Source organism: Paenibacillus sp. NPDC056579, assembly GCF_042793215.1.
Lineage (GTDB): Bacteria > Bacillota > Bacilli > Paenibacillales > NBRC-103111 > Paenibacillus_S.
This window is the reverse complement of record NZ_JBHTVD010000009.1, coordinates 21,687-38,227: the sequence shown is the minus strand read 5'-3', so window position 1 is coordinate 38,227 and position 16,541 is coordinate 21,687. Positions and strand designations below refer to the sequence as shown.

13 protein-coding genes are annotated in these 16,541 nt (G+C 53.6%); 7 read left to right on the top strand and 6 right to left on the bottom strand.

Features of this window, described 5'->3' with window-relative positions; translation table 11 throughout:
- Window positions 1-20: 20 nt before the first annotated feature.
- The 3 genes from ACFQ88_RS28465 to ACFQ88_RS28455 form a co-directional block, all read right to left on the bottom strand.
- Window positions 21-1,145, bottom strand: a complete 1,125-nt coding sequence (locus ACFQ88_RS28465) for an HD-GYP domain-containing protein (RefSeq protein WP_379459500.1) — start codon at window positions 1,143-1,145, stop codon at window positions 21-23.
- 200 nt (window positions 1,146-1,345) lie between these two features.
- On the bottom strand, window positions 1,346-1,960 hold the full coding sequence (locus ACFQ88_RS28460) for a superoxide dismutase (protein ID WP_239630142.1): 615 nt from the start codon (window positions 1,958-1,960) through the stop codon (window positions 1,346-1,348).
- Between the two features lie 97 nt (window positions 1,961-2,057).
- Window positions 2,058-2,234, bottom strand: a complete 177-nt coding sequence (locus tag ACFQ88_RS28455; RefSeq protein ID WP_239630141.1) for a hypothetical protein — start codon at window positions 2,232-2,234, stop codon at window positions 2,058-2,060.
- Window positions 2,235-2,365: 131 nt separating this feature from the next.
- Here ACFQ88_RS28455 and ACFQ88_RS28450 point away from each other — a divergent pair, with 131 nt between their 5' ends.
- A complete protein-coding gene (locus ACFQ88_RS28450) occupies window positions 2,366-2,605 on the top strand; it encodes a hypothetical protein (RefSeq protein ID WP_239630140.1) in 240 nt (79 codons plus the stop codon).
- Between the two features lie 35 nt (window positions 2,606-2,640).
- Here ACFQ88_RS28450 and ACFQ88_RS28445 read toward each other — a convergent pair whose 3' ends face one another.
- The 3 genes from ACFQ88_RS28445 to ACFQ88_RS28435 all read right to left on the bottom strand — a co-directional run bounded on the left by ACFQ88_RS28445 (window position 2,641) and on the right by ACFQ88_RS28435 (window position 7,467).
- Window positions 2,641-3,600: a serine hydrolase domain-containing protein gene (locus ACFQ88_RS28445; protein ID WP_379459497.1), complete on the bottom strand. Its 960-nt coding sequence runs from the start codon at window positions 3,598-3,600 to the stop codon at window positions 2,641-2,643.
- 530 nt (window positions 3,601-4,130) lie between these two features.
- Window positions 4,131-5,948 carry a sensor histidine kinase gene (locus tag ACFQ88_RS28440; RefSeq protein ID WP_379459495.1) on the bottom strand — a complete coding sequence of 606 codons (1,818 nt, stop codon included), beginning with the start codon at window positions 5,946-5,948 and terminating at the stop codon, window positions 4,131-4,133.
- Window positions 5,926-7,467, bottom strand: a complete 1,542-nt coding sequence (locus ACFQ88_RS28435; RefSeq protein ID WP_379459493.1) for a response regulator transcription factor — start codon at window positions 7,465-7,467, stop codon at window positions 5,926-5,928. Before ACFQ88_RS28435 ends, ACFQ88_RS28440 begins: the two co-directional genes overlap by 23 nt.
- Before the next feature lie 390 nt (window positions 7,468-7,857).
- On the opposite strand from ACFQ88_RS28435, the gene ACFQ88_RS28430 reads away from it, so the two are divergent.
- The 6 genes from ACFQ88_RS28430 (at window position 7,858) to xylA (ending at window position 16,087) form a co-directional block, all read left to right on the top strand.
- Window positions 7,858-8,757: a carbohydrate ABC transporter permease gene (locus ACFQ88_RS28430; protein WP_239630136.1), complete on the top strand. Its 900-nt coding sequence runs from the start codon at window positions 7,858-7,860 to the stop codon at window positions 8,755-8,757.
- A 15-nt stretch (window positions 8,758-8,772) separates the two neighbouring features.
- The gene (locus ACFQ88_RS28425) at window positions 8,773-9,591 is read left to right on the top strand and encodes a carbohydrate ABC transporter permease (RefSeq protein WP_239630135.1); all 819 of its coding nucleotides are present in this window, start codon (window positions 8,773-8,775) and stop codon (window positions 9,589-9,591) included.
- 37 nt (window positions 9,592-9,628) lie between these two features.
- Window positions 9,629-11,083 carry an ABC transporter substrate-binding protein gene (locus ACFQ88_RS28420; protein WP_379459490.1) on the top strand — a complete coding sequence of 485 codons (1,455 nt, stop codon included), beginning with the start codon at window positions 9,629-9,631 and terminating at the stop codon, window positions 11,081-11,083.
- 48 nt (window positions 11,084-11,131) lie between these two features.
- Complete coding sequence (locus ACFQ88_RS28415; RefSeq protein WP_379459488.1) at window positions 11,132-12,622, top strand: sulfatase family protein; 1,491 nt, start codon at window positions 11,132-11,134, stop codon at window positions 12,620-12,622.
- Window positions 12,623-12,732: 110 nt separating this feature from the next.
- The gene (locus ACFQ88_RS28410; RefSeq protein ID WP_379459486.1) at window positions 12,733-14,757 is read left to right on the top strand and encodes a family 10 glycosylhydrolase; all 2,025 of its coding nucleotides are present in this window, start codon (window positions 12,733-12,735) and stop codon (window positions 14,755-14,757) included.
- 163 nt (window positions 14,758-14,920) lie between these two features.
- Window positions 14,921-16,087 (top strand): xylose isomerase, encoded by a 1,167-nt coding sequence (xylA, locus tag ACFQ88_RS28405; RefSeq protein ID WP_379459484.1) that lies wholly within the window; start codon window positions 14,921-14,923, stop codon window positions 16,085-16,087.
- The last annotated feature ends 454 nt before the right edge of the window (window positions 16,088-16,541 follow it).

The window sequence follows — 16,541 nt, the reverse complement described above, 5'->3', positions numbered from 1 at the left end:
TTCATCTCACTTCCGAAAACTTAATGTACCAAAGCATCTTCACCGATGCGGTAAATCTTGATGTGAGGCTCGAGGGATAAATCGATATCCACCGGGTGCTTCAGATCTTGTCCCAGTTCATTGGTCAGCACGCGGACGACCGGCCTGTGTTTAACAGCGGGGTTATGCCGGGAAACAATGCCGATTTGCCCGGTCCCAAGACGGACGGCCAGACCAACCGGATAAATCACGACTCGGCCGCAGAACGATTCCACTTTGTTCCGGTCATACAGCGTGCCAGCCCGGGTGAACAAGTTTTCCAAAGCGTGATCGGGACGAAAAGCGGGACGGTAAGGCCTGGGATGCGTCATCGCGTCATAAGCGTCCAGCAAGCCTACCCACTGGGCAAAAGGGTGTATACCGGCTTCCGTCAAGCCTGCGGGATAGCCGCTGCCGTTGATTTTCTCGTGATGCTGCAAAACGCAGTGGGCGGCAATAGGCGGAATACCGGGCGCGTCCTTGACGATTTTGTAGCCGTATTCCGTATGCTTTTGAATTTGTTCATATTCGAGCGGTGTGAGAGGGCCTGTCTTCAGAAGCAGCTTGGGAGAGACTTGCGTGTTGCCGATATCGTGCAGCATGGCTCCTAGGCCTAACCCGTACAGATCCTCAAGAGAGTACCCCTCAATAATACCGACCCTTGTTGCATACGTGCAAACGTTCAAAGCATTTTGGCACAGCTGCTCCACAAGGGAGAAGCTGCTCTTGTTCAGATGCATGAGCATGATCGAATCGTCGCCCGGCGACTGCGTGCGCTGTTCCTGCAAATCGTCCAGAATCAGCTCCATGCACCGGAGTGCGGCATCGGACAAGGAGCGCATATCTCCGCTGTTCCAGTCGCCGGACTGCTGAAGCCGCTGAAAGGCGGGGGTTAATAGAACTCGGACGGCGTCGGAGGTTTCTTCCCTTAATGCATCGGCTACAGCGATGTCCTCTGTACGGTAGTCTTCAATATAGAGCTGATGGTGTCCCATTAGCTTTAGTTTGCGAATATCAGGCAGGGAAAGCTCCGAGTAATAGCTCAACATCGTATGTCCTTCTTCGGACACAATGGGCTTACCGAGTCTCATACCGGGCTGCACCATTGAGATTGGGAGTAATCTCATCGACCTTGATTCCACCTTTTGTATTCAGCTGGTTGTAGTACCTTGGGGGCAAGGCGCAGTAGTACAGCCTCGTGCGGCCCTAAGGAATGGTATTCTTATACATTATTTCACATTCATTTGAAAATTGCTATGAAATATTAACATCGCTAATAAAAAAAGAGAGGAGCCTCATCAAAGGCTCCTCTCCGAAGTTGGTGACATTATTTTGCTGCTGCTTCGTAACGTTTGCCAACTTCAGCCCAGTTAACAACGTTCCAGAAAGCGGAGATGTAGTCAGGGCGTTTGTTTTGATATTTCAAGTAGTAAGCGTGCTCCCAAACGTCCATACCAAGGATTGGCGTGTTGCCTTCCATGATTGGGCTGTCTTGGTTAGGCGTGCTGCTTACAACCAATTTGCCTTGAGGAGTTACGGACAGCCAAGCCCAGCCGCTACCGAAACGGGTAGTACCTGCTTTAGCGAAGTCTTCTTTGAATTTGTCGAAGCCGCCAAGCTCGTTGTTGATGGCATCAGCCAATTTACCTGTTGGAGCGCCGCCGCCGTTAGGTCCGATAACTTCCCAGAACAGGGAGTGGTTAGCGTGGCCGCCGCCGTTGTTGCGAACCGCTGTACGGATAGCTTCCGGTACGCTGTTCAGGTCAGCGATCAGCTCTTCAATGCTTTTCGCTTGAAGCTCTGGGTGACCTTCCAAAGCGCCATTCAGGTTCGTTACGTATGTGTTGTGGTGACGATCGTGGTGGATCATCATAGTTGTTTCGTCGATGTGAGGTTCCAAAGCATTGTTGGCATAAGGCAGTGCTGGTAATTGATGTGCCATTCGTAAATACCTCCTAATAGTATGTAGTTTCGTATTCCATGTTTTATTATCCTCTATTTTCGATATAAAATCAACATGTATGTATAAAAAGTGTTGGCTAGTCCCGTTTTTGAATTTCCTGGATAATTTGGCTTAACATAGCGCTGCCTTGAGCATTAAGCCACGGGGACAAATCACTCATTACACGTTGATGATAATGAAGCTCTTCTTCCGTCCAGGCGGAGGTCTTCAAGTCGTTGAGCTCGTGAATCCGGCGGACATTATCGCTTTGCATTCCGCTCCTCCTTTCGCATTGTGGTTATTTTCCCGCATTAGCATTTCTCGCCAACCGGTAATTTATGCGAGGGGGCAGCGGTTAAAGCGCCGTCTATTTTCTGATTACACTTATGGAAGAGGGGCTGAAACATGAAAAGGCTGAACCTGATGGAATATTTGCAAGGACTGGCTCTGCTTGGGATTGTGGTGCTGAATATGATCTGGATCGTGCAGGTGCTGCAGCCGGAAGTCGTCCCTTTCGACCGGTATGTGAGAATTGCGCTCGATTATGTGGTGTATGAGCGTTTTTTCGTCCTATTTTTCTTTATGCTCGCCGTTGGCTATATCGGGTCCGTCTCGCCTGCCAGAGGAAGAGAAGATAGCGTGTGAAGCGGGTTGTCCCCTCGGTCGAAGCTCCGTGCAGGTCAGACCGAAGGTACCGAATACTGACGTGCTTTCTCGAGAGAGGCGATAAGCGTTTCGTGGAAGCTGTATATTTCGCTCGTGTATGTATCTTTATGATATGTGCCCGGAAGGTTCCAATCGTTGAGCATCCTTATGCCGACGGCGTCATACTCCGGTAAAACGACGATGTGACAGCCTGTATAGCCGGTTACGTGGTAATAACCGTTTTCGAAAGTCCATCCCAGCACAGGCTTGCTTGTTCCGGATGTTGCGGCAATTTCGGGAGCGATATCGAATAGCTCCGGCGGCAGCACCTGCTTGCCACGGACGTTTCCTTTGCGGAGATGCAACTGACCCCAGCAGGCCAAGTCCCGTACAGTAGCGTACAAATTCCGCTCATGCCCTTCATTGGACTCGATCCGGACCGAGGCGTAGCCGTCTCTTGCGGTAAAGTCGCATACCATCGTCTCCTTCGGCGAGGTCGCCCATTCCGTGCCCGTCAGCTCCAACGGCTCGAATACCTTACCGGTGAGCAGCTGTGCGATAGTGAGACCTGTCGCTGCCTGCGTGACTTTGTTGATTAGCTCTTCCCGCTCCAATCGCTGCTCGCCGACGAATTTCGGTCCTCGTTTTGTGGCCAAATGCCGGACGGTCAATTCTCCCAAATCCTCCCGCGGGACGTCTTGAATGATATCGGACAGACGCGTCTCCATATCGGCAATGCCGCTTTCATATATGGCCATCGCCAGCGCAAGGCCGACATAGCTTTTCCGTATCGAATAAATGTTGAACATCGAATCGGCGTCGAGAAGTCTGGCGCCGGCTTTTTTGTGATGGGCTCCTTTATACCATTCGCAAACGATAGTGTCATTGTGTATGACGGCCAGTGCGGCAGCGGACGCATCGGACTGGCTGCGGATTTGATCCAGATAGGAAATCACAGGGGTAAAAGCATCGTTCAAGCAAATCGGAAATGGCATGGAATCTACACTCCCTATACTCATAAAATGGGTTTGCTCATAGAGAATATCGAACATATGATCGGGTGTCAAAGGCGATTTAAGACGTTTTTCCGGAAAGGGAGAAGACGGAGTTGATTTGTAAAATATGGAATTAAATCCGTTTTCAGAAAATGACCATCTTGCTATTTCTCCTGATTTCTCTACTATTCTGAGTTTTTTGGTAAAAGGTAGAATGCGTTCTCATCCAAGGGGCAAATAAGGGACAAAGCGTGTTATACAGCGGAAGATGTCTGCATGCATGGGGGATTGCCGTCACCAACAACGGTTAACCTTGTAAATTATTGATGAAGTGTAGGATTGAGGTCAGAGGCTCTGCGATCGATTCCAACTGAAGCTGATTAATGTGCGGTTATAAAAAAGCCGTCCCCACTAAACCAAGCAGAAGCTTGATTTCGGAAGACGGCTTTGGGGGTTCTGCTGCGCCGCCAGTGCCCAGTAAACCGAGCTAGCAGGCGGCTGTGGCTTTCGGTGCGCCACGGCTTCCCGCGTCACGAAGGACTCGACGGCGCATCAGGCTCCGCGGCGGCCGCCCGCTTCGTGCCGGAAGCACCCGGCGGCAGCCGGTAGACGATCGTCGTGCCGTACCCCGGCGCGCTCTCGATCGAGATGCCGTATTCGCTGCCGAAGTGCAGCTGAATACGCTCCTGCACGTTCGCTAGCCCAAGATGATCGGCATAGTCGATCTTCGCCTGCAGTCCGCTGCGGATCAGGCCCAGCCGGTCCGGCGGTATTCCGCTTCCGTTGTCGAACACCTCGATGATCGTACTGCCGGCCGTCTCGTACATCGTGATCGAGATGACGCCTTCGTCCGGGATCATCTCCAGACCGTGATAGATCGCATTTTCGACGATGGGCTGAAGCGTCAGCTTCGGAATGCGGTAGGCGAGCAGGTGCTCAGGAATTTCCAGCCGGAGGCTGAACTTGTTGTCGTACCGGATGCGCTGAATCTCGACATAGCGCTTCACCTGGTTCAGCTCGTCGCGCAGGGCGACGACCTGCTCGCCCTGCGAAATGCTGTAGCGGAACATGTCCGCGAGCATTTTGGACATGCGGGATAACAGCGGCACCTTCTCCAGCACCGCGATAGCGTTCATGGAGTCGAGCGTGTTGTACAGAAAATGCGGATTGATCTGCGAATGGAGCGCTTTAAGCTGCGCTTCCTTGCGGATGATCTCCGACTTGTAGACGTCATTGACCAGCGATTCGATCTGATCGGTCATCTGATTGAAGCTTTTGGTCAGCTGCCCGACCTCGTCGAAGCTGGTCACATCGAGCCGGATGCCGAAGTTGCCTCCCTGCACCTGCTTCATGTTTTTTTGCAGCGTCCGCAGCGGTCTCGTTATCCGTCCGGCAATAAACGAGGAGATGACGGAGGCGATCAGCATGGCGACCAGACCGACGCCGACGGTCATATTGCGGAACGCGACGGAATTGGCGGTCAGGCTGCGGAGCGGGTCGAGGCTGACGAATCTCCAGCCGGTAGCGGGAGAATAGGCGGAATTCACGAACATCCGCTCGCCGTCGATATCGAGCCATCCAGGCTGATCGGGGCGAATTTGCTTGCCGTAGCTCCAGACTTGGCCGATCCGCCCCGTGTCCTTGCTGTAAATGATTTGGTCGGAGCCGTTGAGAATCGTAATTTGCGTCAGATTCAGGCTGTTCAGCAGACGCGCGACGTCCATCACGTTAATATCGACGACAATGCCTCCCAGATCGGCGCTGCCGGTGCTGTTGTTAATTTTCCGCACCAGGGAGAACGTGTAAGGAGAGGGTGAGGAGCCGGGAAGCACGTCGGGACGAATGAACGGTCCGGCGATGACGACTTCTCCTTTGCGCTCGATCGCCTCCCGGTACCAGCTCTCTTGAGCAAAGGAAAGCTCGGGACGGTACAAAGGCTCCTTGGATATTTGGCTGCCGTCGGCATGAACGATGGTGACGTTTTGAATATACGCCTTAATGTTCATGTAGCCGTACCATTCCTCGAATTCCTGGAAGAGGGCGCTCCTCCAGCGGGTGAAGGCGATCGGATCGGAGGGAGGCCCGGCATTCAGCAGCTGCTGAACCTCTCCCGTATAAATGACCCGCGAGTACAGCTCGAGCTGATCCGAATACGCTTGCAGGTTTTGCGTGACCAGCTTCATTTCGAGCGCCCGGTTGTCTAGCGTCTGTCGTTCCGTAATAGCGAGCATCGAGACGTACAAAATGCTGCCGATCAACAGCAGCGGGATGAGGATGATGGCGATGTAGGAGAGCAGCAGCTTGATCCGGATGCTGCTTCGGACATCATGGACGATCTTTTTGAGCAACGACGGCATCCTCCTTATATTTCAAAGGGGTAGCCCCGGTATGGCGCTTGAACAGCTTGCGAAAATATTTCAGGTCCTGATAGCCGCACTGCATCGCGATGTCGCTGATTTTTTGCTCCGGATCCGCTTCGATCATCGATTTGGCGTGCTCGATCCGCAAATGGGTGATGTACTCCAGAAAGTTGCGGCCCGTATACTGCCGAAACAAGGAGCTGAAATAGCCTGGGCTCATATAGCTGCTTTGAGCCAAATCCGATAAGTTGATCGTCTCGCAATAATGCGCGTCGATATAGGCCTTCGCCTTTTCGACCGCGTGCCTAGTCTCCTGTGACGGCACGGCCTCGGGAGCCTGCAGCCGCCGGCGGAAGAAATCGGTCACCGCGGCCCGCTTCCCGTCGAGCCCCATAATGTGAGGCAGCGTCTTGGCGAGACGGCATGCCTCCACGTAATCGGGCTCGCTGATCATTCCTTGCTCGTACAGCTCACGTGCGCCCCGCAGCAGCACGTACTGGTACGAGCTTTCCTGCACGTCGGGGTGAGCAGAAGAGCCCTCGTTTGCTTGCAGCAGCTCGGCCAGCTTGCGCAGCGCGGCGCTGCGGTTGCCCTGGCGAAGCTGGAACACCCAGTCCTGCTCCCAGGAGGCGGTCAGCGGCGCGGCTATCGGCTCGTACCGCTCGTACGTGACCGGCTTGTCCGCCGGATGCTCCGGCAAGCGCAGGCTCGCCTGCATCGAGTACGTGTCGAACGCCTGGCCGATCGATTCGCGCAGCGCGCCGATCCCCTCGACGACCTTACCGACACTGGCGAGCCGGAACAAGGAGTCGCCGCCCATCAGGCTTTGCAGCGAAGAGGAGAGCTCTTCCGCCGTCAATACCGCCCCGGCCGCAACCAGCATGTACACGCCGCGGGTTCGTACGATGCATACGGCATATCGGTTGGATAAGGGATCGATGTGACGGTATACGCTGTTTTTATCGAGATCGCTTTCAAACACAACGACGGCATAGCGGTCACAGGCATCGGAGAACCGGATATCGGAAAATTCCGCCGCCATATGCTCGCTGTCGTTGTCGTAGGCGCCTTCCAGCAGGAAATAAAAAAACTGCTCGCGCCGTTTTTGCAGCTCCTCCGCCTCTTTGCGCTTCGCCTCGGCACACTGGCCGATCAGCCGCTCCAGCAGCTCATTAAGCTCCTGCGCGTCGACCGGTTTGAGCAAATAGTCCGCTACGGTAAGCTGGATGGATTTGCGCACATACACATAATCGTCGTAGCCGCTAATGACGACGAAAGCGACACCCGTGTACAGCTCCTTTGCCCTTTCAATCAGCTCCAGCCCGTTCATTACAGGCATTCTGACGTCCGTTATGACGATATCGGCTTCAGCGTCCCCGATCAGCTCCAGCGCTTCACGGCCGTTCGCACATTCCCCGGCCAGCTTCAGTCCGAGCCGGTCCCAGTCGATCATTCCGATAATGCCTGCACGGGAAAGTCTCTGGTCGTCGACGATAAGTACGTTCATATTGTAGGTCCTCCATACCTTCGTCCGGAAACGGTGTATCCGGCAGCTGCTGCCCCAAACGCCGCGGTCCCGGAAGATGGCTTCGAACGATATTGAGATGTCTTGGTGAAATCCATACGAGCGGGCTCAAAAGCATCAAGAGAGCGTTTTCGCTATTTTCGATGACGTGAGGCCTAGCATTATTTCATCCGCATCGGGATTGTAGTTCACCGGAATTTTAGTATAGCATATGTTTCCCGGATGCGAGCCTGCGAAAGACCCTCCCGAGACACCATCAAAAAATGACCCCCCTGAAGTAAAAAAAATGTCTCCTGTGAATGTAAAACGGTTTCACGTAAAGTAAACGTATCGCAAACGCAACTCACCAATCATACTACGGGAGGTAGACAGATGGCTGCAGCCGCATCACGTTTTTGTCGCAAGCATTGGAAAGGCTACGCTTTCCTGCTTCCTGTGTTCGCCGTTCTGGCCACGTTCAAATACGTTCCATTCTTTGACGCATTGATCATGTCGTTTTACGATTGGAACGGAGCCAACGTCAAGCAGTTTATCGGCTTACGCAACTTTATCGATTTGTTTCAGGACCCGGCCTTCTACGTTTCCTTGAAAAACATGCTGACCTTCACGGTCACCGGCGTGATCATCCAGCTGACGGTGCCGCTGCTCGCGGCCGTGCTCGTCTTTCACGTCAAGCACCAAAAGCTGCAAAACGCGTTCAAGCTTTGGTTCGTCATTCCGCTCGTCATTCCGAGCATCGTCATCTACTTGACTTGGCAGTGGATTTTTGCCGGAGACTACGGGGTGTTGAACGAATTTCTTGAGCTCGTCGGCCTCGAATCGTGGACGCATGCCTGGCTCGGGGAGAGCAAAACCGCTTTATGGTCCGTGATTTTCGTCAATTTCCCTTGGATCGGCGGGATCACCTTCCTGATCTACTTGGCGGGGCTGATGGCGATATCGAACGAGCTGTTCGAGGTGGCCAAGCTGGACGGCATGACGGTATGGCAGCGGTTCATTCACTTGGAATTCCCGCTGGTGCGCAGCCAATTGAAGCTGGTGATGGTACTGACGATCATTCAGCAAATTCAGAGCTTCGAGAACATTCTCGTGCTGACGAACGGCGGACCGGGGCAATCGACCATGACTCCAGCGCTGTATTTGTACCTGCAAGGCTTCTCTTACAGCAAAATGGGCTATGCTTCGGCCATCGGTCTTGTGTTGTTCTTCTTTTTGCTGCTGCTTACATGGGCCAACAACCGCTTTATTAAAAACACGGAGACGATTGACTAAAGGGGGGGGATACGCATGAAAAACAAGCTGGCGGCCGTGCCGCATTTCGGCACACTGGCTGTGCTGCTGGGATTGACGCTGTTTCCGTTTTATATGCTGATCGTCAGCTCCCTTAAATACACAGAGCAAATGATCAACAATTTCTGGGGGATGGCGTACCCGCTGCATCTGGACAACTATGTTACGGCTTTTAAGCAGATCGGCCCTTTTATCGGCAACACCGTGTTCATTTCGGTCTGCATCGTCATCGGAGTTATTGTGATTTCATCGATGGCGGGATATTCGTTCACGAGATTTTCTTATCCGGGCAAAAGCATTCTGTTCATGCTCATTCTGTCGCTTATGATGGTTCCGGGCTTTTTGATTCTCATTCCGCAGTTTCTGCTTGTGCAAAAGCTGGGCATGCTGAATACGTACCAGGGGCAAATTTTCCCGCCCATCGCGTTCGGCGCGGCTATGGCGACCTATTTGATGAAGACGTTTTTCGAAGGGATTCCGAAAAGCCTGCTGGAAGCCGCCGATACGGAAGGCGCTGGCGAAATGCAAATTTTTACCCGCATCGTGCTTCCGTTGTCGCTGCCTGTCATTTCGACGGTTTCTATTATTAATTTTCTCGCAGGCTGGAACAACTATATTTGGCCGCTTGTTGCAACGACGGGCGACGACGTCAAACCGGTCATTCTCGCGCTCAGCACCGTTACGGGCAATATGGATCAAGGGGTCAGCGTCAAGCTGGCGGGCTATATTATTTCATCTTTGCCCTTGCTTGCTTTGTTTCTTGTAGCCACCAAGCCGTTTATTTCCGGAATTACGTCCGGCGCGGTAAAGGGCTAGTAATATATAGCTTTATTTTATAAAAGGGGTGTTATCAATGATGGTTAACAGCAAAAAAAGATGGGCTTACACAAGCTTGTCCGCCATGATGGCTTTGTCCGTCGTGCTGGCGGGCTGCAGCTCCGCTAAAGACGACAAGAAGGAAGCGGGAGGAGCCGGCGGCAAGACGGTCAATCTGACGTTCGCCGTAGAGACGCCGAAGCAGGAGGAGACGAAAGCGGTATGGCAGGAAATCGTCGACGGCTATTCGAAGAAAAGGCCTGATGTCAAAATCAAGCTCGATTACGCGCCTAACGACGGCGATGCGTTCCGCACATGGCTTACCACCGGATTGATCGGAGGGACCGCTCCGGAAATCGTGCCCAGCCGTTACACATGGACCCACGAGGACCTGAATAAGGACCTGCTCGTAGATATGACACCTGAGTACGACAAGCCGAATCCATATACCGATAACAAAGTATGGAAGGATACATTCACTCCGACCATTTTGAACGAGATGAAAAATCCGATTTCCGGCAAGCTGTCCGGCGTTGCTTTGCAAACGCTCTCGATCCGCGTCTTTTACAACCAGGATGTGTTCAAAAAATTCGGCCTGCAGGTTCCGAAAACATGGACGGAATTCATTGACGTTCAGAAGAAGCTGAAAGCGGGCGGCGTGACGCCATTCGCCTTCGCTAACTCGAAGCCGGGCGACAACCATTTGCTGTGGGTCGTCAACATGATGACGAACCAGATAGCGGCGGAGAAGGTTAAAAACTTCGACGTGAACAAGAACCGTCAGCTGGAGCTTAACGAAATCGCTGCGGCCGTAGATCAAGGCGTTATCAACCTGGAGTCTCCGGATTGGAATGCGGTGCTGCCGATTGTGAAGGATTGGTCGCAATATTGGGCCAAAGGCTTTAACGGCACCAATGGCGATACGGCCAAGGAAATGTTCCTGCGCGGCGATGTGGCGATGGTGATGGCCGGCAACTTCGAGCTGAAGACGATCCAGGACTCCAAGGCGAGAAAATTCGAATACGGAACGTTCGCGCTTCCTTATTTGACCAAGCAGGACAATCCGAATGCATCCGAGAAAAACGTCGAGCTGGGCGGCTATCCGGACATGGTGTTCACGATTCCGAAGAAGGTGACGGGAGAGAAGCTGGACGCATCCCTCGACTTCCTGAAATATTTGTCGTCTCCTGAGGTAGCGACCATTATGGGCAACAAAATGTATACCGCCACGACGCTTGCCGACATCCAGCTGCCGGATAATCTGAAAGGGTTCCAGTTCGTCGGCGAACGGATTCTCGTCAACTTTTACGCCGCCCACATTAATAAGAAGCTGAATGAAGATTTGGCTCGCATCGGGCAGCTGTATTTGGAAAATTCGGTAACGCTCGACATGTACACGAAGGAATTGCAAAAGACGCTCAAAAACGGCATCAACGAAGTCATGAAGACGAACAACTGGTCTAAGGATAACGATTACGGCAGTAAAAAATAATGCGCAATTTGATAGAAAACTGCGCAAAGCTTGGAGGAGAATCATCCGATGAATTGCATTGTCATCGTCTGCGATACGCTGCGCTATGACCATTGCGGTCCTTACCATCACGGACGCCCGCTCAACCAGGTAGTCAGCAAGGAGCAGCCCGACTGGGTTGTTCCTACCCCCAATATGGACAGGCTAGCGTCAAGGGGGACGGTGTTCGATCAGGCATGGTGCGGCTCTACGCCATGTATGCCGGCACGCCGCGACATTTATATCGGCCGCCACGAATTTCTCGAACGGGGCTGGGGACCGCTCGAGGACGACGATCTCGATCTGCCGCGGCAAATATCGGGGGCACCGAACGTGTCGCTAACGTGGCAGCTGTCGCAGGGCCGCCCGGTCAGCTACCTTGTTACCGACCACTTCCATCTGTGGGAGCAGGGGGCCGGCAACTATCATATGGGCTACAGCGGCTTCGAGTTTGTCCGCGGCCATGAGGCCGATGCGTGGAAGACGGACCCGGTTCCGTTCCCGTGTCCGGACGATATCCATCACAAAGCGGAGCGCCACTTCCGCAACGTGCATTTAACGCGCCGGTCGGAGAGCGACCAATTTTGCGCGCAGGTGTTCACCAAGGCGGCGGAGTGGCTCGAAGCGAACAAGAATCACAGCAACTTTTACCTCCACATCGACTGCTTCGACCCGCATGAGCCGTGGGACCCGCCGGAGGAGCTGGTCAAGCTGTTCGACCCGCGGGGCTACGACGTGGGGAAATGGAGTTCGATGGTCCCTTATGACAAGTGGGACCGGCATTATACACCGGAGGAGCTGCTGCACGTTCAAGCCCGCTATGCGGCGCAGGTCGTGCTTACGGACAAGTGGCTCGGCAAGCTGCTAGACAAAATGGACGAGCTTCGGCTGTGGGATGACACCATGATTATTTTCACGAGCGACCACGGCACCTACAACGGAGATCATGGCCGGATCGGCAAGCTGCAGACGCATCAGCACGATGCTTGCGGTCATATCCCGTTCATCATCGCCCATCCGCAATACGGGCATGGGGAGCGGCGCAGCCAGCTCGTACAGCTCGTCGATATTTATCCGACGGTGCTGAGTGCGGTAGGCCGCCCATGTCCGCCGGATCGGCACGGCGTCGATCTGCTCCCGGTGCTGCAGGATGCCGAAGCGAAGACCCGCGAATATGCGGTGTGCGGCATGTTCGGCAAAAGCGTCACCATTACGGACGGCGACTGGATTCTGCATCAATCGCCTGTAGATTCGAACAAGCCGTTGAATTGGTACGGCCACAGCACGGCCCGTTTCATTCCTTACGATCTGGGTCCATACCGGGACGGCAAGCGGGAAACGGACTGCGAATCGTGGCCGGAGCCGACGTGGCTCAGCTTCAAGAAAGCGGACCCCGGCGAACGGATCAACCTGGCCGGCGACATGCCGGAGAAGCTGGAGGAAATGCAGCAGGCGCTGCGGCGGAAGCTGGAAGAGCTGAAGGCGCCGGAGGAGCAGGCCGTCCGTTTGGGATTGTCCTAATTTCGTACAAGCAATCATAATATGGTACTAAAGGTTCCCGGTTTGGCTGCAACCGCATGCTGCCGGGTTCTTTGATTTGGAGAACGTTCAAGGAATGGGAGAGATGATTCATGAAAAGGGACAGCTGGTTTTGGGATTACACCCGTCAGGTCCATGTTGATTTTCACATGCCGGAATTTCCGCGCGATGCCGTTAAAAACTTCGATGCCAAGTCGTTCGTCGCCCAGTTCGTCAAAGCGAAAGCGAACGTTATCGGCGTGTTTACGAAGTGCCATTTCGGCAACGCCTTTTACGATAATACGGTCGGACACAAGCATAGCGGGCTGAAGGTGGATTTCTTCGGCGAAGTGCTGGAAGAGGCGCACAAGAACGGGATCAAGGTCATTGCCTATTATTCGCTCGGCACCGATGCGCACGCCGTAGTCAACAATCCGGACTGGTACCAGGTGGATGAACACGGGAAGGTTCGCGGAGCCGAAGGGACCGTATGGGAGCTGCCGTGCATTAACAGCCCTTACCGGGAAGAGCTGGTCATTCCGCAAATTAAGGAAATAACCGAGAAATACGATATGGACGGTTATCTGCTCGACATTCCGTATTTGCATAATCATTACTGCTTCTGCACGTACTGCAAAAAGAAGTTCGCCGAGGAGCACGGGCTGGCTCTGACGCCGGAGCTGCTCGAGACGAACCGCGAGCTGGTGATTCAGTTCGGTATCGACTCGGCCGCCCGCTGCATGCAGGAAATTCATGATACCGTGAAAAGCATCCGCCCGCACGTGCTGATGAACTGCAACGGCGCTTGGCGTATGGGCGAGCCGGATTCGATCAATGCGACCAGCGATTACGGGCTGTGGGAATCCCAGCCGTCAGCGACCGGGTCGTTCCACAATCACTCGATCCGCGCGCGCCATGTACGGACGCTGGACGTTCCGGTACAGGTCATGACCGTCCGTTTTACGGAAGGCTGGGGGCTCATGTCCTGCAAAACGGCGGAGCAGCTCAAATATGAGTTCGCGACGATTATGGCGAACGGCGGCATCATTAACATCGGCGATCAAATGCTGCCGGACGGGACGCTGCAAAGCGGCGTATACGACATTATCGGCGAGGCGTTCGGATTCGTCGAGGAGCGGGAGCCCTTCTGCACTCGTGCTAACAGCGTGAAGCATATCGCTTTGATCGCGGACAATACGAGCAACTGGTATTACGACAAGGATGATGCCGCTACATTCGGCGCCGCCAAAATGTTAATCGAAGGCCATCATCAATTCGATATTTATTACAATGATAACTTTCCCGATTTAAGCGGCTACCGTGCCGTCGTTCTGCCTGATACGGTCAAGCTGTCGGAGCAATCGGCGGAGCGGCTGAAGCAGTTCGTCCGCAACGGCGGCCTGCTGCTGGCGGAAGGCGCGGCTACTTACGACAAGCAGAAGAAAAACTTCCTGCTAGCCGACGTGCTCGGCGTGAAGTATCTGGAGCGGACACCGTATTCGTTCGCGTACTTGACCGAGAACGAAGCGCTGTGGGAAGGGATAGCGCGGATTCCGCAGCTGGTCGAAGCGGAGTTCGTCAAGGCAATGGCGACAACGGCAAAGACGTTGAGCTATGTTCAATGGCCGTTGACCGTGCCTGCGGTGAACCGTGCGTTCCGCCATCCGATGCCTCCGGCAGGCAACATTAGCGACTTCCCGGGGATCAGCGTCAATGAATACGGCAAAGGCATTGCGCTCTATATCGCCGCGCCGGTATTCCGTTCGTACTGGCATTCCAATCACTTCTGGGTACGCCGTATCGTAAACAATTTGCTCGATCAGTATGACGCGTACAAACTTTACGAAGTAGCTGCGCCTACGCATGTAGAAGCGAACATGATGGAGAAGGAAGGACGCAAATATTTGCACCTGATCAATTTCCAAAGCATCCATGCCGGGGAGAAGAGCACCGCCTATTACAACCCGATTGAGCAAATTACGCCGGTGCATGATATCGAAGTGAAAATTAATGATAAAGCAGTGTCCAGCGCTATCCTGCAGCCCGGTAATATTCCTTTATCCGTAAGCTCGACAGACCGCGGAATCTCTTTCGTTGTGCCGAAGGTGCACATTCATTCCATTATTGAATTAAGCTAGTGTATGTTCGGCTTGTTTGGCATGGCTGACCGGTTTTCATCCGGTCGGCTTTTTTCTTTTTATAAAATGACCCGAACCGTCTTTTCATTTCGTCCGATCAGTGGTACACTATTTCCAGATACATAGTTTACTGAATAAACAAAGTATACTCGGAGGTGCACTTATGAGTAAATTTATTCCTACTAAAGAAGACCGTTTTACATTCGGCTTATGGACCGTCGGCAACTCTGGCCGCGACCCGTTCGGCCTGCCTGTGCGTGAAGGGTTCAGCCCTGTTGAAGCGGTGCATATGCTTGCGGAAGCCGGAGCCTACGGCGTCAACTTCCACGATAACGATCTGGTGCCGATCGATGCGACGACTGCGGAAAGAGACCGTATCGTAAGCGAATTCCGGCGTGCGCTGGATGAGACCGGTTTGAAGGTGCCTATGGCCACCGTTAGCTTGTTCACGGATCCGATCTTCAAGGACGGCGGCTTCACATCGAACGATCCGCGTGTACGCGCCTACGCGATCCAGAAGACGATCCAGGCGATGGATCTGGGAGCCGAGCTCGGAGCGCAAACATTCGTCCTCTGGGGCGGCCGTGAAGGCTCCGAGGTGGATGCAGGCAAGGATGCGGTGGAAGCTACCAAGCGGTACCGCGAAGCGATCAACTACTTGTGCGAGTACAGCATCTCGCAAAATTTAGGCTACAAGTTCGCACTCGAAGCAAAGCCTAACGAGCCGCGCGCTGACATCTATATGCCTACGACAGGAGCGATGCTCGGTCTGATTTCCACGCTGGATCATCCGGAGCTGGTAGGCGTTAACCCTGAGGTTGCCCATGAGCGGATGGCGGGCTTGAACTTCTACCATGCGGTAGCACAAGCGCTGGATGCCGGCAAGCTGTTCCATATCGACCTGAACGACCAGAAGATGGGCCGCTTCGACCAGGATTTGCGCTTTGGCTCCGACGGAGTCAAAGAAGCGTTCTTCCTCGTCAAGCTGCTTGAAGACTATAAGTACCAAGGCATGCTGCATTTCGATGCTCACGCGCTGCGTACGGAAGACCGCAACGGGGTCATCGAGTTTGCCAAAGGCAACATGAGAACGTACTTGATCCTGAAAGAGAAAGTACGGCAGTTTAACGAAGACAAAGAGATTCAAGCGCTGCTTCAGGAAATCAACGGCAAGAAGCTTGATCTGCCTGGCTTCGACATCAAGTTCTCCGCAGAGAGCCTGAAGGCGCTTCGCGGCTATGAAGTGGATCGTGCTACCATCGGCGCGGAAGGCGTGAACTACGAGAAGCTGGATCAGCTGACGATGGAAGTTCTGCTCGGCGTGCGCTAAACATTATGACACCGGAAAAGCTTCGTGCTTTTCCGGTGTTTTTTGTTGCAGGCGGGCTGTGGTTTGGGTCAAGGCAGGTCTTGCGTTGCAGGAGCATGGCAGGAGGGTTGTAACATTATTCAAGGACGTAGCAGAAGCAGGGGAGGACGTAGTAGCAAGAGTTATTGCAGAAGCAGTGGAAGTACGTTGCAGAAGCAGTGGATGAGTCGTAGCAGAAGCGGTGGAGGAGCGTAGTAGCAAGAGATGTTGCAGAAGTATTGGAAGTACGTTGCAGAAGTAGTGAATGAGTCGTAGCAGAAGCGGTGGAGGAGCGTAGTAGCAAGAGTTGTTGCAGAAGGCAGTGGAAGAGCGTTGTAGTAGCGGTGAACGAGTCGTAGTAGAGACGGTGGAGGAGCGTAGTAGCAAGAGTGTTGCAGAAGCAGTGGAAGAGCTGCGGTGAATGAGTTGAAGTAGA